A 22,568-nucleotide genomic window follows, 5' to 3' on the forward strand; every position below is an offset into this window, starting at 1 on the left:
ACGGTAACCGGTCCAGATATTCGCATCGGCACACCAATCCCCTCTGGTCGTGTGAGCGGCTCGGGTACAACCCGCCGTTCCGGACAACGTGATCCAGGTTACCCATGGGTCACGGGGATGTTGTCGATATTTGCGGTCAGTTGCCGCTCAGCTGTGGCGAAATCGATACCTGTCCCCTCTTTCGATCGGTACCCTTTCGCGTTTTGGGCCCATCGCCCGTATCTTCATCGTCCAGCGGGGCGATGGACTCGATCCGGTTCAACATCCCCTTGATGTCCTCCAGCTCGCGGCGCAGGTAGTCGCGCGTGGCGACCTCGCCGACCGCGATCCGCAGCGCCGCCAGTTCGCGAGCCAGGAATTCGGTATCGGCCTTGGTTTGCGCGGCGCGGCGGCGATCCTCCTCGAGTGAAACCCGGTCCCGGTTGTCCTGCCGGTTCTGCGCCAGCAGGATCAGCGGCGCGGCATAGGCGGCCTGGGTGGAGAAGGCCAGGTTGAGCAGGATGAACGGATAGGGATCCCAGCGCAGGGTGATCGTGAAGACGTTCAGCACGATCCACGCGAACACGAGGACCGTCTGGATCGCCAGATAGCGGCCGGTGCCGAGGAACCGGGCGATCCGCTCACTGGTCCTGGCCATCGCCTCGGCGTCGAAATCGAAGCGGAATCTGCCCTCGACCGGGGTCTCCAGCCGGGCGCGGGGCTTATCGGCGCGGTCGGTCACTGTCGTTCTCCTTCGGCCGCTGTCCGCATGCCCGCGGCCGCGTGCGCGGCGGACTGCACGTCATGTGCCTCCTCATCCTGTTCCCGCCAGTCGTCGGGCAGCAGATGATCGAGGACGTCATCGACGGTCACCGCACCGAGCAGGTGATTCTCCGAATCGACCACCGGTCCGCAGACCAGGTTGTAGGTGGCGAAATAGCGGGTCACCGCCGGAAGCGAGGTGATCGGCCGCAGCTGGGACAGATCGGTGTCGACGATACCGCCGAGCAGGGTCGCCGGTGGTTCGCGCAGTAATCGCTGAGTATGTACGCAACCCAGATAACGCCCGGTCGGGGTGGCCGTCGGCGGCCGGACCACGAACACCATCGAGGCCAGCGCCGCGGGCAGATCCGGATCGCGCACCCGCGCCAGCGCCTCGGCCACGTTGGCCGCCGGGGGCAGTACCACGGGTTCGGGGGTCATCATGCCGCCCGCGGTGTAGGGCGAGTACTCCAGCAGACGACGGACCGGTTCGGATTCCTCCGGATCCATCTGCGCCAGCAGCGCTTCGGCCTCCCCCTTGGGCAGTTCGCCCAGCAGGTCGGCGGCGTCGTCGGGATCCATCGCCTCGAGCACGTCGGCCGCACGGGATACGCCCAGGTTCTGCACGACATCGATCTGGTCGGTTTCGGGCAGTTCCTGGACGACGTCGGCGAGACGTTCGTTGTCCAGGGCGCGCACGAGTTCGATGCGACGTTTCTCGGGCAGTTCGCGCAGCAGATGGGCGACGTCGGCGGGACGCAGGCCCTCGAACTGTTCCAGCAGGGCGGTCACGCTCTGGCCGGGCAGGTTGAGTTGTTGCAGATTCAGGCCGCGCACCTCGTTCCAGTCCACGACGTGCACCGCGCTGCGGCGCAGGGCCCGGCCCAGCCCGCGATATCGGCGCACCGCCACGCGCGAGACCACCCAGTCGCGAGTGCGGGTCTGTTCCATGCCCAGATCGGCCACGAAGACCTCGACACCGGCGAGTTCGGGCAGATCCGGATCCTCGACGTATACCCGCGAGTCGAGAATCTGGGCCAAGGCGAGCATCTCGCCGGGACGTTTCTGGAACCGGCGCAGGCTGACCGTTCCGGTGTTGAGGCTGATCGAACCGGGTTCGATCGAGGTGACTCGGAGCATGGGCACGAAAATGCGTTTACGCGTTGGCAATTCGACGATGAGTCCGAGGACCCTGGGTTGTTGTCGGTCGTACCGAATCGAGATGGCCGCGTCCCGGACACGGCCGATCGATTCGCCGTCCGGACCCAGGACCACCAGACCGGCGAGCCTGGCCGCGAAAACCCTCGTCGAAGCCATGACTCAAAGGTTAGAGGCACCGCTTGAACGGCGTGTCAATAGACTCACCACCGAACCCAGACTTGGAGGAGTCGCGCATGCCAACCCGCCGTTCGGTGCTCGCAGTCCCCGGCAGTAATGCCCGGATGATCGAGAAGGCCAAGGGTCTTCCGGCAGATGAGATATTCCTCGATCTCGAGGACGCGGTTGCTCCGGCGGCCAAGGCCGCGGCGCGGGGAAATATTGTCGCAGCGCTGAATTCACCGGGCTGGGGCGATCAGATCCGGGTGGTCCGGGTCAACGACTGGAGTACCGCGTGGACCTACGCCGACGTGATCGCCGTGGTCGAGGGCGCGGGAGCGCACCTCGACGCGATCCTGCTGCCCAAGGTGATCGACGCCGGTCAGGTGCGGGCGCTGGATCTGCTGCTGACCCAGTTGGAGAAGGCGTGCGAACTCGAGATCGGCGGTATCGGCATCGAACCGCAGCTGGAGAACGCGCTGGGCCTGCGCAATATCGATGAGATCGCCACCGCGAGCCCGCGGGTGCAGACGCTGGTTTTCGGTCCCGCGGATTTCATGGCCAGCATCAATATGCGCACGCTGGTCGTCGGAGAGCAGCCCGAGGGGTATGACACCGGCGATGCCTACCACCACATTCTGATGACCATTCTGCTCACCGCTCGCGCGCACGGTCTGCAGGCAATCGATGGCCCCTACCTGCAGATTCGCGATCTCGACGCGTTTCGACGGGCTGCGGCTCGCACCGCCGCGCTGGGTTTCGACGGAAAATGGGTGTTGCATCCGACCCAGATCGAGGCCGCTAACGAGATCTTCAGCCCGCGCCAGGACGATTACGACCGCGCCGAGGAGATTCTGGACGCGTACGCCTATCACACCTCGGCCGACGGCGGCGCTCGCGGCGCGGTGATGCTGGGCGATGAGATGATCGACGAGGCCAGTGCGAAGATGGCGCACGTCATAGCGGAGAAGGGGCGGGCCGCGGGAATGGTGCGAACCACGCGTTTCGTACCCCCGTCGGCCGCGGAGAACTAGCATGATGGAGTTATGACCAACCCACTCGGGAATTCGAACCGCAATCGGCAGGGCCTGCCGACCCCGCCGTCGGGCTGGCCGGTGGGGTCGTATCCGACATATGCCGAGGCCCAGCGCGCGGTCGACTATCTGGCCGACAATCAGTTCCCGGTGCAGAACGTGACCATCGTCGGGGTGGACCTGATGCAGGTCGAGCGCGTGCTCTACCGGTTGACCTGGGGCAAGGTCATCGGCGGCGGTATGGTTTCGGGCGCGTGGCTCGGCCTGTTCCTCGGCCTGCTGCTGAGCCTGTTCACCAGCGGCGGCGCGGTCGGGCCGCTGATCGTCGGCCTGGTGGGCGGCGTGATCTTCGGCGTGATCTCCACCTCGATCCCGTACGCGGCCACCCGCGGTCAGCGCGATTTCGCCTCCACCATGCAGTTGGTGGCCGGTCGTTACGACGTGCTGTGCGAACCGAAGGCCGCCGAACAGGCTCGTGACATGCTCGCCCGGCTGGCGATCTGACCGGTATGAGCGATCCGGTCCGCGCGTCTCGGCGGCGCGTCCGCACATCGTGGCGCGTTCACGGGAGCGGTGGTTCGGCATGGACGTGATCGAATCGGTCCGCACGGCGGTGCTCGAACACTTCGGCGTGCGGACCGCGGATTCGGCCTCGGTGACCTTTCTCGGGCTCGAGCCGATCGAGATCCTGCGCATTCCCGATGGTGAGTTCGTGCACTACGTCACGCTCGGCGGCGCGCGGCACCCGATGACCGATCCCGCCGCGGCCGTTGTCGATCCGGAGCGCGGGCCGCGCGCGGAATTGGTGCTGACCCTGCGCGGCGACGACGCGCGCAGCGGGCTGACCCGCGCACTGGGCGTGCTGATCGCCTCACCTGCGGTGGAAGGCGTTGTGCTGCAACCCGATGCGCTGCTGGACCTGGGCGAACCGTTGTGGCACAACGCCCCGTTCACCGCAGTCCTGATCGGCCCCGGTGACGTCCCGGAACTCGCCCTGCCCGAACCCGCGGATCCCGTGCGATTCCTGTCGGTCTCACCGATCACCGCCACGGAGGCCGCCTGGGTACGGCTGCGCGGCGCGCCCGCGCTGCGCGAGGCCTGGGCCGAGGCCGGTATCGACGTGCGCGATCCGGGCCGGGGCGCGGCGAACCTCTGACAACGCCCCACCTCGACCGTTGAGACCGAAGCCCGCGGGCACCCGAGTTCCACCGACCTCGGAAAACGCCGGCTCCGAAGGTCGCGGCCCGGGTCGATTCCGGACTGGAGGCAAAATGACACAGTGCGCATCGACCTCCATACCCACAGCACCGCGTCCGACGGCACGGACAATCCTGCCGAGCTGATCCGCAGTGCCGCCGCGGCGGGCCTGGATGTGATTGCCATCACCGATCACGACACGACCGCGGGTTGGGCCGAGGCTGCCGCGGCGTTACCGGCGGGGATGAGTCTGGTGCGCGGTATGGAGATGTCGTGTCAGGGGATGGGGGAGGACGGGTGGCCGGTGCCGGTGCATCTGCTGGCCTATCTGTTCGATCCGGCCGATGCCGCCTTCGCCCGCGAGCGGGAGCGGTTGCGCGGCGAGCGGGTCGCCCGGGTGCGGGCGATGGCCGAGCGGATGGCGGCGGACGGACTGCCCGTCGATCCGGCCGAGGTGCTGGCCACGGCGGGGCCGGCGGCGGGCCGTCCGCATCTGGCGCGCGCCCTGGTCGCGGCGGGGGTGGTGCCGACGGTGGACGCGGCCTTCGTGGAACTACTCGCCCCGCGCGGCCGCTACTACGCCGAGAAGGCCGATACTCCGCTGCGCACGGCGGTCGAAATGGTCACCGCAGCAGGCGGAGTCGCCGTGGTGGCGCATGCCCGCGCCCGCACCCGCGGCCGCCTGCTCGCCCTCGACGAGATCCGCGACCTGGCCACCGTCGGCCTCACCGGCCTGGAACTCGACCACCCCGACCACACCCCGTCCGACCGCGCCGTCCTGCGGGAGCTGGCCGCGGAACTCGGCCTGCTCACCACCGGCTCCTCCGACTACCACGGCGCGAACAAGGTCATCGCGCTCGGCGAATGCACTACGGACTCAGTGCAATTCGAGAAGCTGGTCAGCAAGGCGACCGGCGTCCCGGTGATCGCCGCATGACCCCCGCGGCACACGTCGGCTCGCGGCTTCGGCGGTTCCGCCGCCCGGATCTCCATCGCGGCCACGTCGGATCACCCCGCGCGTCCGCTCGCCGCACGCCGTATTTCGTTGTAGGCGAATATCTTTGCTCGGCGAAGGAGGGCCTCGGCGGGCTATCGCACCGTCCGCACGCCGATCGAGGGCGAACGATGTCACGCGCTGTGGCCGATGCTTGTCCGGGGTACTCCGTTGTGTATCAGGGAGTACGAGTGGATGGGTGTCCGAGAGATGGCGGCATGTGATGGATCGGTGCGGGATGGAGTGTGGGGCGTGAGGCTGCTGCGGGGGATCAGTGGGGTCGTGGCGGCCGGGATGCTGGTGCTGACCCTGGTCGTGGCCGGATCGGCGGTGCTGGGGGAGGTGTGGAGGTACCCGGGGCCGGGCGGGCGGACGGTGGGGTGGCATATCGGCTTGGCGGCGGTGGCCGTGGTGGCGCAGGTGTTCACCGATCGGCGTCGAGGTTTGGCCGCGTTTTCCGGATCGCTGGTCGTTTTTGTGGCGGCAGGTTATCTATTGGTTACGCAGTGGTGGAATTGAACCTCGTGTAATGGTTGCCAACGGGTGAATTGTGTCCGAACCTTATTCTTTGTGAGCAAGATCGCGAGCGAATCGACGACCCGGTCCGAGGTGCCGGCATACCCGCACCGGATGGGGTCGGACAGCCGCTGGCGGCGGCCGTGATCGACGTCGAGGCCGACGTCCTGGTATTGGGCGGCGGTCCGGCGGGGGTGTGGGCGGCATTGGCCGCCGCGCGTGCGGGAGTCCGGGTGGTGCTGGCCGACAAGGCGCGCTGCGGGCACAGCGGCCCGAACGCGAAAAGTATTGTCTCGCTGTGGAATATCCCACCCGGCCCGCTCCGTGACGCGGCGATCGCCCGCGGCCTGGCGGACGGCGGTTGCCTCGGCGATCCGGAGTGGATGGCGCGGGTGCTGGCCGAGACCCACCGGCACGCGGACCGGCTGGCCCGCTGGGGGCAGTGCGGCCCGGGGGAACGCGCGGCGCGAGCGACCCGGGTCCGGCTGGACGGTGCGCAGTATCTCGCTCGGATGCGTCGCGCGCTGGTACTTGCCGGGGTGCGGATCCTGGATCATCATCCGGCGCTGCAACTGGCCGTGGACACCGAGGGCGTGGTCTCGGGTGCGGCGGGTATCGAGCTGCACGGCGGATGCCGGAGCTGGTCCGTGCGGGCGGGAGCGGTGGTGCTGGCGACCGGGGGATGCGCGTTCCGGTCCGGCGGCGCGGGGACCGACGTCGACACCGGCGACGGGATGCTGATGGCGGCCGAGGTCGGTGGCGAACTGTCGGGTATGGAGTTCTCCAGCGCGTATTCCCTGGCTCCGGTGCCGGCACCGGAGCTCGCGGGTGCGGATCGACGGGCGGCCGCCGCCCGGGCGATGCTGCGGACGGCCACCCTCTGCGACGAGTCCGGCACGGTATTCGGCGGGGCGGGAGAGGGATTCGGCGCACAGGCCCTCGCGGCCCTCGCGGACGGCCGCCGCGTCTATGCCTGCTGGCAGCTCGATCCGCGTGATGCCGCGCCCGGCGTTCGGATCGACGGCGATACCGCCCGCATGCCGGTGCGGGCCGTGCTGGAGGGCACCATGCGTGGCACCGGTGGTGTGCACCTGGCTGGATTCGATTGTGCGACAACGGTTCCCGGGCTGTTCGCGGCCGGCGAGGTGGCCGGGCGCGAACCGATCACCGGTGCGGTCGGCGGATTCGGTGGTCAGGGCGGGGCCTGGGCGATGTCCTCGGGAGTGTGGGCGGGTGCGGGTGCGGCCCGCTTCGCGACGCGACGAGGCCGCAGGGGGGCGGTGCGGCTGGTTCCGGGCGCCGGGTTGCACGGCGGCTCCGGGCTCGATCCGCGTGCGGTGATCGGTCTGGTCCAGGAGCACACACTGCCCATGCGCCGCAGCTATCGACGCAGTGCGGACAGTCTGCGCAACAGCATCGCCGAACTCGACGCCCTGTGGCCCGCCACCGAATTCGCGCTCGGCGGCAGCGGCCCGGAGCGGCTGCGCGCACGGGAAGCCGCGGCGCTGCTGGCGGTGGCGCGCTGGACAAAATACAGCGCGCTGGCCAGAACCGAATCCCGCGGTATTCATCGGCGCACCGACCATCCGCAGGTCGTCGAGCACTGGTGCCGGCGCCTGCATGCCGGCGGGCTCGTCGCCGTCTGGGTGCGTCCGCAGGCGTGCGGGCCGATCCTTCCTGCTTCGCAGCCCCGGCCGGAACAGAACTCCGAGCTCGAGCGGCCGGATCTGGCCACCGCTTGATCCCCCGCACATCGCCGCCGGGCCGGTGGTGCGACAGTTCACCGAGCGACCGCGGAAATCGTCGGCCTTCGGTGATCCGGGGGTAATTTGCGCCACGTAGCCTCGGGAAATGGCGCAACCCAGCCGTTCTCGACCCGCCACCGAACGGGAGGATTTGGCAAGTCCCGGGGCTGCTGGCAGAATGTTTCGGATCCCGGCCGACGCCACCGCCCGGCCCGGGAAGGTTGGTGAACGGCGATCCGTGACGCACGGCTCCGGTCCGCGGATCACCACCGTAGTGCATTGCCCGGACAACCATCCGGCTCCGGCTCGACGGATCTGTGCAGCGATACGCCGACGGTATCCCGTAATACCCCTTGCGGCTTGCCGCGATGTAACTACTGAACGGTATTACGAGACATTCGTGAGCGTATTCGGCGCACCCTCGAGTAACCCGAAAAATCCCTTATTTCCATACCCGACGGTAACCGTCCCCCGGTTTAGCCCGTATCGAGCAGGAGTGAAATCGTGTCATCTGTGACTGACGCACCGAATACAACTGCCAGCCTGTCCGAGATCACGCACGAAGAGATTTTCGCCGGCCATCTCGGAGGCAAGCTCTCGGTGGAACTCAGCGCCCCGCTCGACTCGCAGCGCGACCTGTCGATCGCCTACACCCCGGGAGTGGCACAGGTCAGCCGGGCCATCGCGGCGGACGACGCGCTGGCCAAGCGTTACACCTGGACCGACCGCCTGGTCGCGGTGGTCAGCGACGGCACCGCGGTGCTGGGTCTGGGCGATATCGGCCCGCGCGCCTCCCTGCCGGTCATGGAGGGCAAGGCCGCGCTGTTCAAGAAGTTCGCCGGGCTAAATTCGATCCCGATCGTGTTGGACACCAAGGATGTCGATGAGATCGTCGAGACCCTGATTCGGCTGCGTCCCAGCTTCGGCGCGGTCAACCTGGAGGACATCTCGGCTCCCCGCTGCTTCGAGATCGAGAAGCGCGTCGTCGAGGCGCTGGACTGCCCGGTCATGCACGACGATCAGCACGGCACCGCGATCGTGGTGCTGGCCGCGCTCAATGGTGCGGCCACCGTGCAGGGCCGGCGCATCCAGGATCTGAAGGTCGTGGTGTCCGGAGCGGGTGCGGCGGGCGTGGCCTGCACCAACATCCTGCTCGCCGCGGGCGTGAGCGACGTGGTCGTGCTCGACTCCAAGGGCATCGTCGGCACCGATCGCACCGACCTGAACTCGGTGAAAGCCGAATTGGCGCAGCGCAGTAACCCGCGCAAGCTCAGCGGCGGCGCGGCCGAGGCGCTGGCCGGCGCGGACGTGTTCATGGGCCTGTCCGCGGGCACCATCGCCGAGGAGCTGATCGCCTCGATGGCGCCGGGTGCGATCGTGTTCGCCATGTCCAACCCGGACCCGGAGATCCACCCCGAGATCGCGCAGAAGTACGCCTCGATCGTGGCCACCGGCCGGAGCGACTTCCCGAACCAGATCAACAACGTGCTCGCCTTCCCCGGCGTGTTCAAGGGTGCGCTGGACGCCGGTGCGCGCCGGATCACCGAGGGGATGAAGGTGGCCGCCGCCAACGCCATCTTCGGCGTGGTGCGCGAGGAGCTGGCCGTGGACAAGATCATCCCGAGTCCGCTGGATCCGCGGGTCGCCCCGGCGGTGGCCGAGGCCGTCGCTGCCGCAGCGCGCGCGGAAGGCGTTGCGTAACAGGTGTTTTCGGAGGTAGGACGCCCCACCCGGGGACGGGTGGGGCGTCCTGCGCTGTCCGGGGACGGGTCCGGCTCGCCGCGGAGCGGGCGGCCCGGCGCACGTCACGGCGTGGTGGTGGCGCTGGTCGCCGCTCTGACGGTGGCGCTGGCGCTGATCGGCGGCGCCGCCTCCGCACCGTTCGCCGATACCGTGCGTCTGGGCGCTGCGACGATCGCGATTCCCGGCGTGGCGCGGACCCCGCCGATGGGCTGGAACTCCTGGAACGCCTACGGCTGTTCGGTGGACGAGCACACGGTGGAGCAGGCGGCCGACGCCATGGTGGCCAGCGGTATGCGCACGGCCGGCTACCGGTACGTCGTGGTGGACGACTGCTGGTTCGCGCGCGGGCGCACGCCTTCCGGTGCGCTGCAACCGGACCCGACGCGCTTTCCGCACGGAATCGCGGCGCTCGCAGCGTATGTGCACGCGCGCGGATTGAAATTCGGCATTTACGAGAGCCCGAATTCTCGAACGTGCGCACAGATTGCCGGAACCTATCCGGGAAGTACCGGAAGTTCCGGGCACGAGATGCTCGACGCGCGTACATTCGCGTCCTGGGGTGTGGATTATCTCAAATATGATTGGTGCTCAGTCGATTCCAATATCGACCGGCAGGTTTCGGCATTTACGAAAATGCGAGATGCGTTGCGCGCCACCGGACGTCCGATCGTCTACAGCATCAATCCCAACAGTAGTGTGCGCGGCGCGCCGCCCGGCGCGATCTACGACTGGTCGGGCATCGGCACCCTGTGGCGCACGACCAACGATCTGCTGCCCGGCTGGGCGTTACACCAGGGCCCTGCCGGAGATCAGGGCCTGCGCGAAGTCATTTCCAGCACAGTGGCGTCGGCCGGCCGAGCCGGTCCGGGCCACTGGGCGGATCCGGATATGCTCGAAGTCGGAGTTCCGGGCGTGCTCGGTACGTCCTATCCCGGGCTCACCCGGGCCGAGCAACGGACCCAGTTCGGCATGTGGGCCCTGCTGGCCGCACCGCTGATCGCGGGTAACGCCCTGCCCTACATGGACGAGACGACCTGGCGGCTGCTGACCGATCCGGAAATCATCGCGGTGGACCAGGATGCGCTCGCCGCACCGGTCTCCGTCGTGTCGGGAACCGACGGAAAGGTTTGGCGCAGAACGTTATCGGACGGTTCGGTGGCCGTCGCGCTGTGGAACGACGACGATTCGACCGCCACGATCTCCATCCCGCTCGCGCGTCTCGGCCTGCCCGCGGCGGACGGTTTCACGGCCCGCAACCTGTGGTCGGGCGCGCACGCGACCGTGCGCACCACGGTCGGCGCCCAGATCGCCGCGCACGACACCGTACTGCTGCGGATCAGCCCCGCGCCGGTGACCTGACCGATCACCGGCGGGTGCGGCTCACCTGCTCAATTGCTGCTGGTTCTGCTGGTTCATGTAGTTCTGCAGCTGCTGATAATCGGTGATGCCCGAGGAGCCCCACAGGATCGGATGCGCGCCGGGGCCGCAGTCGCGAATCATGGTCTGCGTGGAGTTCGGGCCGATCCGCTCGGTGTGGTACCACTCGAACACCAGATTGGTGCACAGCAGTGAGTAGTTCATCGTGCCGGGGCCGAGATCGGTGTTGGTACACGTGGTGACGAGCCTGCTCCCGGTGGGCACCGAGGCGCAGTTGACGGTTCCGATCGGAGTGGCCTGTGCCGCAACAGAACCCAAGGCCGCGATGCCGCCGAGAGCCGCGGCGGTGAGCGCTGTCGCCATGACGACGCTGCGAATCATCTGATCCCCCCACTATTTCAAGGTCGAATGGATGCAACTGTTGTATCGCACAGGCGGTGTCGATACAACAGTTGCCGATCGATTCCAGCGTCGAGAGGTTCGATTACCGGTGGCAGGCGTGCCGGTAGTCGATCATCGGCTGACGCGCGCCGCGCAGGCCCGCCATCAGATCCGGATGAGCCCTGCGGTAGGACTGGCGTTCGGCCTTGCGCTGATCCTGCGGGAGAGTCCTGATGTGAGCGAGTTCGGCGGCGAGATCGGGGTGCGCGGCCAGGTAGGCGGCGACCTTCGGCGCGGCGGCGGCGTGGGCCGCGGCGCGGTTCTGCGCGGTGCACTGTGCGGGAGCCGCGGAGGCGGTCGCGGGCAGGGCGATCGCGAGGGTGGCCAGACCCGCCGTGGCGGCGAGTAAGGCGGTGGCGATGCGTTTCACAGTGGAACTCCGTTCCTTCGATTCGGGCTGTCGCAGCCGAATCTGCCCGCCGCAGCTGAGGCTGCGCTGAAATTCGGGTATTCGACCCGGTACCTTCAGGCGATCTTCAGGGTCAGCACGAACCGGGCTCCGCGACCGTCCTCTGGTTCGGTACAGCTCAGATCGCCGCCGTGGGCTCGGGCGATGCCGCGGGCGATGGGCAGGCCGAGGCCCGAACCACCCGAACGGGTCTCGCGGGCCGCGTCCAGGCGCACCAGGCGGTCGAAGACCCGCTCGCGGTCGTCCGGGGGGATGCCGGGACCGGTGTCGGCGATCGTGATCCGAGCCAGGTCGTCGCGCGCTTCGACGCGCACGGTGACCGTGCCGCTCTCGGACATGGCCTGACAGGCGTTGTTCAGGACGTTCACCAGGATCTGGCCGATGCGTTCCGGATCGGCGACCGTGCGCACCGGCTGTCCGGCGAGCCGGAATTCCACGCCGGGATGCAGCATCCGGACGCGATCGAGCTGAGTTCCGGTGAGCTCGTACAGGTCCACCGGTTCGCTGTGCAGCTGCAGGCCCGCGTCGATGCGAGCCATGTCGAGCAGATCGTCGACCAGCCGACCGGCCCGCTGGGCTTCGCGCGCCAGCAACAGATACATGCGCTGACGTTCCTCGGGATCGGTGTCGGCCGGTTCGTGCAGGACGGCCTCGGCGATGGCGCGGATTCCCGCGACCGGGGTGCGCAGCTCGTGCGCGGCATCGCCGACGAAGGCGCGCAACTGCTGTTCTGAACCGCGGGCCCGGGACTCGGCGCCCTCGAGCGCGTCCAGCATCTCGTCGAAAGCGCTTGCGGTACGGCCGAGTTCGGTGTCGGTGCGGTCGGGTGACAGGCGGCTGCCACGGTGACCGCGGGCGATGTCGCGGGCCAGCCGCGTCATCGAATCCAGCGGCGCCAGGGCCCGGCGCACCCCGAACCAGAGTCCGCCCGCGATCAGTAGCAGCGCCGCGGCGATCGCGGTGATCAGCACCCAGACCAGCCGGGACCGGATCCGCGCCAGCAGGGGTTCGTCGATCTGCACCGTGAGTCGCGCGCCATCGAGCTGACCCGGTCCGACCAGGATCACCCGCCGTGCCCCGGCGACATTCTCGGCCGCGCGACGCGGCGTGAGGCTGCCGTAGGTCCGGCCGTCGGCGAGTACCAGGCGGGCGCGCACCGAGCGATTGTCGATCCGGGCGATCAGCGTGCCGGGCGGAGTGCCCTGCCGGGCGAGCTGGCGGGCCAGCTGCACCCGGTCGGTGAGGGTGGTCGCCTCGCTGCGGGCGACCACGACGGCGAACAGGCCATGCACGACGATCGCGACGACCATCAGGGCGATGCCGGAAACGATTGCGGCGGTGAGTGTTACGCGGCGACGCAGGGATACGGTGCGCATGACGCCTCGGTCACCCGGGGGTCCGGCCGCGGCGGGGCGCGTGCTCATCGGTCCCCGGCCCGCAGGGCATAGCCCATACCGCGCACCGTGTGCAGCAGTCGCGGCCCGTATTCCTCGAGTTTCCGGCGCACCGCGCTGACGTGGACCTCCACCAGATTCGGGTCGTAATCCTCGTAACCCCATACGGCGGTGAGGATCTGGGTCTTGGTGACCACCCGGTCACGGTGTGCCGCCAGATAGGTCAGGAGTTTGAATTCGGTCGCGGTCAGCGCGACGGTATCGTTGCCGCGCAACACGATTCCCGATTCGACGTCCACCACCAGATCCGCGACCGTGATCTTGTCTCGCATTTTGCCCATGCGCCGCAGCAGTGCCTCCACCCGGGCCACGAGTTCGGCCAGATCGAACGGTTTGACCACGTAGTCGTCCGATCCCGCACGCAGTCCGCGTACCCGATCCCGCACCTCGTCGCGTGCGGTGAGCATCACCACGCCCGCCGCGCAGTGTGCGCGCACCGAATCCAGCAGGGCGAACCCGTCTCGGCCGGGCAGCATGACGTCCAGGACCACCACGTCCGGCCGGAACTGCGCCAGATCCCGTTCGAGCTCGCCGCCGTCCGGACGTGCGAGGACCTCGTGACCGGCCGCGCGCAGCCCGGACGCGACCGCCGCTCGGATGGCTTCGGCATCTTCGATGATCAGGATTCGCCCATTGCGCACACCCGACATTGTGGCGGTTGCGGGCTGAGGATTGGCTGAAGGTTGTCGTTACGGGGCCTGTGGGACGGCTGTGGACCGCCGATACTCGGAATATGGCCAGCCAATCAGCCCAGTGGATGCACAGCGCACGGGTGCTGCGCCGGTCCGGGTTCGGCGCGGCGGGCCCGGAGATCGACGCGGTGAGCGATCCGGCGGCGTATCTGCGCTCGGCGCTGGCGGCCGATCCCGAGGCCGATCCGGGGGCTCGCGCCACGCCCATGCCACAGTTCGCCATCGTTGCGGCGCCCGGTCGCAAGGCCACGACCGACCAGCGTCACCGCTACAACTCCGAGATCACCGCACAGCTGAACGACCTCACCGTGTGGTGGCTGCGGCGGATGGCCACCGTGCAGGTGCCGGTGCGGGAGAAGTTGACCCTGTTGTGGCACAACCACTTCGCCACCTCCGCGGTGAAGGTGCGCAGCGCCGCGGAGATGGCCGGGCAGAACCGGACGTTGCGAATTATGGGCGTCGGCGATTTCTCGGCGCTGGCCTACGCGATGCTCACCGATCCGGCGATGTTGCGCTGGCTCGACGGCCGGGCCAATACCGCCAAGGCTCCCAACGAGAACCTCTCCCGCGAATTCATGGAACTGTTCGCGCTCGGGCACGGCAACGGCTATACCGAAACCGATGTGCGCCAAGGGGCTCGGGCGTTGACCGGGTGGACGATCGAGAACGGCGCGGCGGTATTCGATCCGAAACGCCATGACGCGGGGATGAAAACCTTTCTCGGCGTGACCGGTCCGCTGGGTGTGCGGGAATTCTGTGCTGCGGTGCTGTCGCGGCCGGAGTCGGCACGGTATGTGGCCGGGCGGATGTGGCAGCAACTGGCCTCGGACGATCCGCCCTCGCAGGCCGCGCTGGAGCGCATCACCACGGCCTACGGGCCCGGACGTGATCTGCGGGCGATGATCACCGCGATTCTCACCGATCCCGAATTCATCGGTGCTCGCGACACAGTCGTGCACGCGCCGGTGGAATGGCTGATCGGCGCGGTGCGGGCGTTGCGAGTGCCGCTGAGCAGCGATGCCGAGGCGCACCGGGTGATGGGTGTGCTGCGCGCGCTGGGGCAACTGCCGTTCTATCCGCCCAATGTGGGTGGGTGGTCCCGCGGGCAGGCGTGGATGTCCACCGCGGCGGCGCAGATCCGGCTGACCGCGATCACCGCACTGCTGAAGGGCGCCGACCTGTCACCGATTTCGTCCGCGAGTGCCGCCGATCGGGTGGATGCCGCCGGACATCTGCTCGGTGTCGGCGCGTGGTCCGACCGCAGTGCGAAGGTGCTGCGCACGGCGGCCGGCAATCCGGCGCGCCTCGCCGCGATCGCCGTGAACACTCCCGAATACCTCACGAGCTGAGAGACGAACGCCATGGCATCTGTGAGTCGCAGACAATTCCTCGTCGGTTCCGGCGTACTGGGAACGCTCGGTGTGCTCGGCGCCTCGGCGGTCACCTGGGACGAGTTGCGGCATGCGGCGAGCACCACCCCGTTGCCCGCGGGGTCGGGCATTCTGGTGGTACTCACCATGTACGGCGGCAACGACGGCATCAATACCGTGATTCCGTACGCGGACAGCGCATATCACGACGCGCGTCCCGAATTGTCCTATCGCCCCGAGGAAGTGCTGCACCTGGATGGGCAGCTCGGTCTCAATCCGGCCATGAAGGGCCTGGCACAGCTGTGGGGGCAGCACGATCTGGCGATCGTGCGCGGCGTCGGATATCCGAAGCCGGACCACAGTCACTTCCGGTCCATGGACATCTGGCAGACCGCCGTCCCCGACGACCCGTCGCCGACCGGTTGGGTCGGCCGCTGGCTGGACGCGACCGGCGACGATCCGCTGCGCGCGGTCAATATCGGCTCGGTCCTGCCGACGCTGGCGATCGGCGCGAAACACACTGCCTCGGCGCTGGATCCGTCCTCCGCTCCGCTGTCGGCACAACTGAGGGCCGAACTCGCCGGACTGGCCGCATCCGATCCGAACGACAGTGCTGCACAAGGGTTCGTGTGCCGCGGTTATCACTCGGAACAGACTGTGTCACAAGCCTTCTCGTCGATCGAAACGGGTGGGCAGACGAAATCGGGGACCGGGTCGGGCGGCAATCCGCTTGCGACGCAACTGGATCTGGTTTCGCGCTGCATCAAAGCCGGTGTGCCCACCCGCGTCTACTCGGTCGGTCTGGGCGGTTTCGACACCCACGCCGACGAACGCGACACCCAGGAGCAACTGCTCGGCCGCATGGACCAGGCGGTTTCGGCGTTCCTGCGCGATATGGCCGGACATCCGCGCGGACGCGACGTCGTCCTGTTGGCCTACAGCGAATTCGGCCGCCGCGTGACCGCCAATGCCTCGCAGGGCACCGACCACGGCACCGCGGGCCCCGTCTTCGTCGCGGGCTCCCGGGTCGCCGGCGGTTTCCACGGCGAAGAACCCAGCCTCACCGACCTCGACGACGGCGACCTCAAATCCACCGTCGACTTCCGCGACGTCTACCACGAACTCCTGCACCGAGTGGTTGCCACCGACCCCGCTCCCGTCCTCGGTTCGGGTCGTCGCGACCTGGGACTGATCACTTGAGCGCGCACGGGCCGGCCCAGTGGTCCGACCTGCGCGCCACTCCGCGCCGAAATTCGCGACGCAACACCGCGTGGAGCGGTCATCACCGACCCGGGGCCCGGTTGTCGATTCAGGCCGCCGTGCGTGGGTCCTCGGTTCGGGCGCGGTGGCATCGGCCCGGTCGCACGGGAATTCGACTACACCATCCCTGTGCACCGCGGGGTGACGCCGCTGCGAGGCTCTGCTGTGCGTGGATCGGCATGTTGCGGGATCCGCGTGCCGGTGGACTTCCCGCCCGTCGATCTCCACCCCGGGTCCACCCGCGGGTGGTGGGGTGACCGGCTCGTTTGATCGACGCTATAGCCATGAGCTTGCAGAATGCGGTACTCGAAGGTGTTGTCGTCGTCCTGGTGCTTGGCTGGATCGTCTATCGCCAGACGCGGTGGCAGGTAATGGATCTCACGCGGGTGTGGCGCGGGCCGATCATTCTGGCGGTGATCGGCGTGCTGGTGTCGCGGTCGGCGGTGGCCGGAGCCTCGATCGGGACGCGGGCGGTGGCGCTGCTGGCGCTCGAGGCGGTGCTGAGCGTGGGTGTCGGTATCGGGATGGGGATGTTGTCGCAGGTGCGGCGGGTGGACGGGCAACTGCAGGCCCGGACGGGCCTGGTCGGGTCGCTGTTGTGGTTCGTCATGCTGGCGGCGCGACTGGGAGTGGACGTGTGGGCCTCGGCCGGCGGGGCGAAGATCGTGGCCTCCGCCGGGATCATCCTGCTGATGCTGGCGCTGAACCGGGCCGGGCGCACGGTCATGTTGCTGCGGCGGTCCCGGGAGCCGTACCGCAGGCCACCGCCTGTGCGCATCGCACCGGACTCGTCCGACGAGATGTCATGATGAGCCCATGGCGGATCAGAAAATCACCACGCAGCTGATGTTCGAGGGCGCCGCCGAGGCGGCCATGACCTTCTATACGAGTCTGTTCGAGGACGGCGCCGTGCTGGAGATCGATCGGTATGCCGCCGGTGAACCCGGGGCGGAGGGCACCGTCAAACGTGCCGTGTTCCGGCTGGCCGGTCAGCAGTTCAGCTGTATCGACAGTTTCGTGCATCACGAGTTCGGTTTCACGCCGTCGATGTCGCTGTTCGTCGAATGCGCCTCCGATGCGGAACTCGAGCGACTCTACGCGGCGCTGTCCGAGGGCGGCGGGGAGTTGATGCCGTTGGGCGAGTACGGATTCAGCAGGCGTTTCGGATGGGTGAACGACCGTTTCGGTGTTTCCTGGCAACTGAATCTGCAGTAGCGCAAAGCTTTCGGACCGGACGGCTCACCGGGCATCGGAACCCTTTGCGCTACGGCGCAATCGGCCCGTACCCGGTGTGCCGGCCCATACCGCCAGCGCGAGCAGTGCGTCCAGCACCAGCGCCAGCGCGGCCACCAGCAGTGCTCCGACCAGTACCCGGTCGTACTTGTACAGACTGATGCCATCGAAGATGTAGCGGCCCAGCCCGCCCAGATTCACGTACGCGGCGATGGTCGCGGTCGCCACCACCTGCAGTGTGGCCGAACGCAATCCGGTGAGCAGCACCGGCATCGCATTGGGCGTCTCGACCCGCAGCAGCACCTGGCGTTCGGTCATTCCCATCGCGCGCGAGGCGTCCACCACGGTCGGATCGACATTCGCGATGCCCGCGTATGTGCCCGCGAGCAGTGGCGGGATGCCGACGGTGACCAGCGCCAGCAGCGGTGGCAGCAATCCCAGTCCCAGTCCCAGCACGACGATGGTCAGCACGCCGAGCGTCGGCAGCGCGCGCATCGCGTTGGCGAAGCCGACGACCAGGCCGCCGCCGCGTCGGCTGTGCCCGATCAGCAGTCCGATCGGCACCGCGACCGCCGCGGAGATCGCGATCGCCAGGAAGCTGTACCACAGGTGCTGTAGCAGCCGATTCCCGATTCCGGCCGGACCGCCCCAGTTCGCCGCGGTGGTCAAGTAGTGCCAGGCGTCGATGAAGAGGTTCATGCGCGCACCCCGCGCAACCACGGCGTGGCCCAGCGGCCGAGCAGGAACAGCACCCGATCGACAACCAGGGCCAGGATCAGCACCACGATGATTCCGGCGACGATCTCGTCGGGATAGTCGCGCTGATATCCCTGGGTGAACAGCTTGCCCAGCCCGCCCACGCCGATCAGCGCGCCGACGGTCACCATGGAGATGTTGGTGACCGCCACCACCCGCAGATTTGCCACGAAAACCGGGATGGCCAAAGGGAATTCGACCATCAGAGTGCGGCGGAGCCGAGTGTGGCCGATGGCGTCGGAAGCGTCGAGCACATCGGCGGGTACCGAGTCCAGTGCCGCGGGGACCGCGATGATCAGCAGCGCCGCCGAGTAGATGCTCAGCGCGATGACCACATTCAGCGGATCGATGGTCGCGATACCCGCCAGCGGCGGAATGATCACCAGCAATGCCAGGGACGGAATCGTGAAGGCCAGGCTCGCGAGGGTGACCGTGATTCGCCGCAGCCACGGCACCCGGCGCACCGCCGCGCCCGCGGGAATCGCGATCACCAGCCCGATCAGCAGCGGGACCAGCGCCAGATACAGATGCGTGCGCGCGAATCCGGCGATCTCGGCGAAATTGTCGATCAGATATCTCATCGGGTGGTATCCGGTCTCACCGCGCCTGCTCCTGTTCGAAGAAGTGGCGATTGCGCGCGGCGTCCTCGTCCGAACGCTGCGCGGCGAGCCGATCGATGACCTCGGAGGCCAGCAGTCCACCGGCCACCGCGCCCGAATCGTCCACGGCCACACCGACTCCCGACGGTGAGGAGATCGCGGCGTCCAATGCCTGGCGCAGATCCGCGCCCGGGGGGAACAGCGATCCGCCCGCGGACATGCTCTCGGCCAGTGCGTGTCCCGCGCGCACGCGCTCGACGGCGGTGACGTCGACCCAGCCGATCGGTCGGCGCGAATCGTTCACCACCAGCACCCATTCGCCGCGCTCGAGCCGGAGTTCGGGAACCTGCGATCCGGTCGCGGTCCGGATGTCGTGCAGCGCGACACCGTCGGCGGGCCGGAAGGAAAGTCCGCGATAGCCGCGGTCCCGTCCGGCGAATTCGGCCACGAAATCGGTTGCGGGTTCGGCCAGTACTCGCTGGGGCGAATCATATTGCTGCAGAATGCCACCGCGGCCGAAGACCGCGATGCGATCGCCGAGTTTGATCGCCTCGTCCATATCGTGCGTGACGAAGACGATCGTCTTGTGCAGCTCCGCCTGCAGCCGCTGCATCTCGGCCTGCAACTCCTCGCGCACCACCGGATCCACGGCGCTGAACGGCTCGTCCATCAGCAGGATCGGCGGGTCGGCCGCCAAGGCCCGTGCCACGCCGACACGCTGCTGCTGCCCGCCGGACAGCTGCGCCGGATACCGGCTCGCCAGCGCCCGATCCAGCCCGACCCGATCGAGCACCTCGAGCGCGGCTCGGCGCGCGGCGCGACGGGATTGCCCGCGCAGCACCGGCACCGTGGCGACGTTGTCGAGCACCGTGCGATGCGGCAGCAGTCCCGCGTGCTGGATCACGTAGCCGATACCCAGTCGCAACCGCACCGGATCGACCGTCGAAATATCTTGGCCCGCAACGGTTATCGTGCCTGTCGTCGGCACGATCATCCGGTTGATCATGCGCATGGACGTGGTCTTACCGCAGCCCGACGGGCCCACGAACACGGTGACCGACCCGGATTCGATCCGCAGATCCAGACCGGAAACCGCGGTCGTCCCGTCCGGGTAGGTCTTGCCCACACCGCTGAATTCGATCTCGCTCACGACTCCACCTCGCTGGCGCTCGCCTCCGTCGTGCGCGATGCGCACTGTGTCCATGGTTCGCTGCGCTGCGCTGCGCTCACGACTCCACCTCGCCGGCGCTCGCCTCCGTCGTGCGCGATGCGCACTGTGTCCATGGTGCGCTGCGCTGCGCTTCGCTCACGACTCCACCTCGCTGGCGCTCGCCTCCGTCGTGCGCGATGCGCACTGTGTCCATGGTTCGCTGCGCTGCGCTTCGCTCACGACTCCACCTCGCCGGCAAACCTATCCGATCGGCTTGTCCAGTCCTTGTGCGGTGACCCAGGACTTCGCGGCGGCCGCGGGCTCGACCTTGGCCGCGCCGGACACCTGCTCGTTGAGCGCGATCAGCTGGTCGGTGGTCAATTTCGCGGAGATCGCGTCGAGCACCTTCAATGCCTTGTCGGACTTCTTCTTCGCGTTCAGCACCGGCACGACGTTCTGCGCGGCGAAATTGTGTTGTGGATCGTCGAGCACCACCAGGTTGTTCTCCTTTATGGCGGGGGAGGTGGTGAAGATATCGGCCGCGGTGACCTGCCCGGACGTCAGCGCGCGCACCGTCGCGGGGCCGCCCTCATCGCTGATCGGGACGTATTTGTTCGCCGGGATGTCCAGGTTGTAATGCTTCTTCAGGCCGGGCAGGCCGTCGGGGCGCTCGGCGAATTCCGGTGCGCCGCCGAAGCTCACCTCGGACGAGTGCGCGGCCAGGTCCGCGATCGAACGCAGATTCCACTTCCGCACCGTCTCCTGGGTGACCACCACAGCATCGGAATCCTGGCCCGACGCGGGTGTGCCGGTGACCAGGTCGCCGCCCAGCGCCTTGCTGAGCGCCTGATTCACCGCGGTGGCGTCGGTCGCGGTCGCCGACTTGTCCAGGTACTGCAGCAGATTGCCGGTGTAGTCGGGAATCACGCCGATCGAACATTCGCGCAGCGCCGGGATGTACGCCTCGCGACTGCCGATATTCAGTTTGGTGTCGACGGTGAAACCGTTGGCGCGCAGCGTCTCGGCGTACACGTCGGCGACGGTCTCCGACTCCGGGAAGTTGGCCGAGCCGACGGTGAGCTTGTTGGCATCACCCGTGCAGCCGCCCGATCCGGCGGCCAGCGGATCGGAACTGCCGCCACAGGCGGACAGCGCCATCGCCGCTGCCAGAGCGACGGCTGTGGCCACGAATCGGACGGCGGTGAACGCGGGGCGAAGTCCGCGCCGACGCGCGGAGAGGATGATCGTGGGTTTCACTGCTGTCCTTCCGAGGGCCCGGCGCTGCCGGGTGAGGTGCGGCGCGGCCCGGCTACCATTCGTCGTCGGGGTGGCCGCGGTCTGGCTGTCCATCCTTGCAGCCGGGTGTCGTTCTGACTATCTAACGGGAGTAGGTGTCGCCGGATGGAATTGGCAGCGTCGCTGCGAACGGCGGCTCGCGCGGTGCTCGCCGCGACGACGTTGACGCTGGTCGTCTCGTGTTCGCACAGCGATTCCGGCGGGACGATCACGGTCGGCGCGGGCAGTTCGGCGCAGTCGGAATTGATCGCCGAAATCTATGCCGGAGCCCTGGCCCGCACCGGCGCGCACACGGCGGTGAGCGCGCGACTGGGCGGCCGCGGGGACTATCTGGCCGCCCTGGACGCGGATCGGGTGACGCTGGTCGGTGACGACAGCGGCGATCTGCTGACCGCGCTGGACCCGCGATCGACCGCTCGCGTCTCCGATCCGGACGCGGTCTCGGCCCGGGCGAGCGAGGCGACCGGAACGACGGTCGCGCCGGCCGCGCCCGGCTCCTCGGTGTCGGATGCGTTGAGCCGGGCCATGCCCGAGGGGCTGGTGATCTCCGATATCGCCGACGGCACCGACCTGCGCCCGGATTTCGTGCTGACGGCCGCCGAGGCCGCCCGCGTACCGCATTCGCTGCCGGATCTGGCCGCGCACTGCGGTGAGCTGTCGGTGGGCATCGCCACGGGTAGCGAACTGGATCCGCTGCGCCCCGCACCGGACCCGCAGCGTGATGTGCTTACCCCGCTGCGGCAGGTCTACGGCTGCGATATCGCCCACTACACGGTCTACCCGAACGATACCGCGCTGCGGAACGCGTTGCGGGGCGGGCGGATTCAGGCCGGAGTGCTGACCGCTCCGGCGACGCTGCTGCCCGGGGGCCCGGGGGACCTGGTGGCGGCGGCCGATCCGGACTACGCGTTTCGTGCGCAGAACATCGTCCCGCTGTTCCGGCAGGGGTCGCTGACCGAGACCCAGATCAAGAAGCTGAACTACGTCGCGGGCGAACTCACCACCGAGGATCTGACCACGATGATCCGCCGCCTGCGCGACGAGCACGCCTCGGCTGCCGACCTGGCACGTAGCTGGCTGGACGAGTACGACCTCTAGGGCGTGCCGGCCTCGCCGGTTCCTGTCGCATTCGCCGGTATGTTGCCCTGGATTCCGATCTGTTCGTGGCCGCGGTTCCGCGTGCCGATCCGGGCCCATCGGTCGAATCCGGCGAGTAATCTCAGGTGGGTTGATCAAGCAGCCAC

Annotated in this window: 23 protein-coding genes; 13 read left to right on the plus strand and 10 right to left on the minus strand. The window is 68.2% G+C overall.

Annotation, left to right across the window (positions count from 1 at the left end; all coding sequences use genetic code 11):
• Nucleotides 1–136: 136 nt before the first annotated feature.
• Together NV1_RS19240 and NV1_RS19245 are read right to left on the minus strand one after the other, a co-directional pair.
• Nucleotides 137–721 carry a DUF1003 domain-containing protein gene (locus NV1_RS19240; RefSeq protein ID WP_067893152.1) on the minus strand — a complete coding sequence of 195 codons (585 nt, stop codon included), beginning with the start codon at nt 719–721 and terminating at the stop codon, nt 137–139.
• Nucleotides 718–2,058, minus strand: coding sequence for a magnesium transporter MgtE N-terminal domain-containing protein (locus tag NV1_RS19245; protein ID WP_067893154.1), 1,341 nt, complete (start codon nt 2,056–2,058; stop codon nt 718–720). The genes NV1_RS19240 and NV1_RS19245 overlap by 4 nt, the downstream gene beginning before the upstream one ends.
• Nucleotides 2,059–2,135: 77 nt before the next feature.
• On the opposite strand from NV1_RS19245, the gene NV1_RS19250 reads away from it, so the two are divergent.
• From NV1_RS19250 to NV1_RS19285, 8 genes are all read left to right on the plus strand, one after another.
• Nucleotides 2,136–3,092: an HpcH/HpaI aldolase/citrate lyase family protein gene (locus NV1_RS19250; protein WP_067893156.1), complete on the plus strand. Its 957-nt coding sequence runs from the start codon at nt 2,136–2,138 to the stop codon at nt 3,090–3,092.
• Between the two features lie 12 nt (nt 3,093–3,104).
• Entirely contained in the window at nt 3,105–3,596 is a 492-nt protein-coding gene (locus NV1_RS19255; protein WP_067893159.1) for a YflT domain-containing protein, read from the plus strand.
• A gap of 79 nt (nt 3,597–3,675) precedes the next feature.
• Entirely contained in the window at nt 3,676–4,248 is a 573-nt protein-coding gene (locus tag NV1_RS19260; protein WP_084525522.1) for a suppressor of fused domain protein, read from the plus strand.
• Between the two features lie 123 nt (nt 4,249–4,371).
• A complete protein-coding gene (locus NV1_RS19265) occupies nt 4,372–5,226 on the plus strand; it encodes a PHP domain-containing protein (RefSeq protein ID WP_067893161.1) in 855 nt (284 codons plus the stop codon).
• A gap of 309 nt (nt 5,227–5,535) precedes the next feature.
• Nucleotides 5,536–5,802 carry a hypothetical protein gene (locus NV1_RS19270; RefSeq protein WP_067893284.1) on the plus strand — a complete coding sequence of 89 codons (267 nt, stop codon included), beginning with the start codon at nt 5,536–5,538 and terminating at the stop codon, nt 5,800–5,802.
• Between the two features lie 140 nt (nt 5,803–5,942).
• Nucleotides 5,943–7,541 carry an FAD-dependent oxidoreductase gene (locus NV1_RS19275; protein ID WP_067893163.1) on the plus strand — a complete coding sequence of 533 codons (1,599 nt, stop codon included), beginning with the start codon at nt 5,943–5,945 and terminating at the stop codon, nt 7,539–7,541.
• A 507-nt stretch (nt 7,542–8,048) separates the two neighbouring features.
• On the plus strand, nt 8,049–9,245 hold the full coding sequence (locus NV1_RS19280; RefSeq protein WP_067893165.1) for an NAD(P)-dependent malic enzyme: 1,197 nt from the start codon (nt 8,049–8,051) through the stop codon (nt 9,243–9,245).
• Between the two features lie 39 nt (nt 9,246–9,284).
• Nucleotides 9,285–10,646, plus strand: a complete 1,362-nt coding sequence (locus NV1_RS19285; protein ID WP_245713797.1) for a glycoside hydrolase family 27 protein — start codon at nt 9,285–9,287, stop codon at nt 10,644–10,646.
• 21 nt (nt 10,647–10,667) lie between these two features.
• Here the strand turns inward: NV1_RS19285 and NV1_RS19290 are convergent, their stop codons facing one another.
• The 4 genes from NV1_RS19290 to NV1_RS19305 all read right to left on the minus strand — a co-directional run bounded on the left by NV1_RS19290 (nt 10,668) and on the right by NV1_RS19305 (nt 13,618).
• The gene (locus NV1_RS19290; RefSeq protein ID WP_067893169.1) at nt 10,668–11,045 is read right to left on the minus strand and encodes a hypothetical protein; all 378 of its coding nucleotides are present in this window, start codon (nt 11,043–11,045) and stop codon (nt 10,668–10,670) included.
• Between the two features lie 103 nt (nt 11,046–11,148).
• Nucleotides 11,149–11,475, minus strand: a complete 327-nt coding sequence (locus NV1_RS19295) for a hemophore-related protein (RefSeq protein ID WP_067893171.1) — start codon at nt 11,473–11,475, stop codon at nt 11,149–11,151.
• 95 nt (nt 11,476–11,570) lie between these two features.
• Nucleotides 11,571–12,890, minus strand: coding sequence for a sensor histidine kinase (locus tag NV1_RS19300; protein ID WP_067893173.1), 1,320 nt, complete (start codon nt 12,888–12,890; stop codon nt 11,571–11,573).
• Between the two features lie 44 nt (nt 12,891–12,934).
• Entirely contained in the window at nt 12,935–13,618 is a 684-nt protein-coding gene (locus NV1_RS19305) for a response regulator transcription factor (RefSeq protein ID WP_067893175.1), read from the minus strand.
• An 83-nt stretch (nt 13,619–13,701) separates the two neighbouring features.
• Here NV1_RS19305 and NV1_RS19310 point away from each other — a divergent pair, with 83 nt between their 5' ends.
• The 4 genes from NV1_RS19310 (at nt 13,702) to NV1_RS19325 (ending at nt 17,505) form a co-directional block, all read left to right on the plus strand.
• On the plus strand, nt 13,702–15,009 hold the full coding sequence (locus NV1_RS19310; protein ID WP_067893286.1) for a DUF1800 domain-containing protein: 1,308 nt from the start codon (nt 13,702–13,704) through the stop codon (nt 15,007–15,009).
• Between the two features lie 12 nt (nt 15,010–15,021).
• Nucleotides 15,022–16,230 carry a DUF1501 domain-containing protein gene (locus tag NV1_RS19315; protein WP_067893177.1) on the plus strand — a complete coding sequence of 403 codons (1,209 nt, stop codon included), beginning with the start codon at nt 15,022–15,024 and terminating at the stop codon, nt 16,228–16,230.
• Nucleotides 16,231–16,574: 344 nt separating this feature from the next.
• Nucleotides 16,575–17,099: a hypothetical protein gene (locus tag NV1_RS19320; protein ID WP_067893180.1), complete on the plus strand. Its 525-nt coding sequence runs from the start codon at nt 16,575–16,577 to the stop codon at nt 17,097–17,099.
• Between the two features lie 7 nt (nt 17,100–17,106).
• Nucleotides 17,107–17,505 (plus strand): VOC family protein, encoded by a 399-nt coding sequence (locus NV1_RS19325; RefSeq protein ID WP_067893181.1) that lies wholly within the window; start codon nt 17,107–17,109, stop codon nt 17,503–17,505.
• A 24-nt stretch (nt 17,506–17,529) separates the two neighbouring features.
• On the opposite strand, the gene NV1_RS19330 is transcribed toward NV1_RS19325, so the two are convergent.
• The 4 genes from NV1_RS19330 to NV1_RS19345 all read right to left on the minus strand — a co-directional run bounded on the left by NV1_RS19330 (nt 17,530) and on the right by NV1_RS19345 (nt 21,186).
• On the minus strand, nt 17,530–18,222 hold the full coding sequence (locus tag NV1_RS19330; RefSeq protein WP_067893288.1) for an ABC transporter permease: 693 nt from the start codon (nt 18,220–18,222) through the stop codon (nt 17,530–17,532).
• Nucleotides 18,219–18,860, minus strand: coding sequence for an ABC transporter permease (locus NV1_RS19335; RefSeq protein ID WP_067893183.1), 642 nt, complete (start codon nt 18,858–18,860; stop codon nt 18,219–18,221). The genes NV1_RS19330 and NV1_RS19335 overlap by 4 nt, the downstream gene beginning before the upstream one ends.
• A gap of 16 nt (nt 18,861–18,876) precedes the next feature.
• A complete protein-coding gene (locus NV1_RS19340) occupies nt 18,877–20,028 on the minus strand; it encodes an ABC transporter ATP-binding protein (protein ID WP_067893290.1) in 1,152 nt (383 codons plus the stop codon).
• A 261-nt stretch (nt 20,029–20,289) separates the two neighbouring features.
• A complete protein-coding gene (locus NV1_RS19345; RefSeq protein WP_067893292.1) occupies nt 20,290–21,186 on the minus strand; it encodes an ABC transporter substrate-binding protein in 897 nt (298 codons plus the stop codon).
• 243 nt (nt 21,187–21,429) lie between these two features.
• On the opposite strand from NV1_RS19345, the gene NV1_RS19350 reads away from it, so the two are divergent.
• Entirely contained in the window at nt 21,430–22,422 is a 993-nt protein-coding gene (locus tag NV1_RS19350; RefSeq protein WP_067893185.1) for a glycine betaine ABC transporter substrate-binding protein, read from the plus strand.
• Nucleotides 22,423–22,568: the final 146 nt, after the last annotated feature.

Source organism: Nocardia vaccinii NBRC 15922, from assembly GCF_001613305.1.
Taxonomy (GTDB): domain Bacteria; phylum Actinomycetota; class Actinomycetes; order Mycobacteriales; family Mycobacteriaceae; genus Nocardia; species Nocardia vaccinii.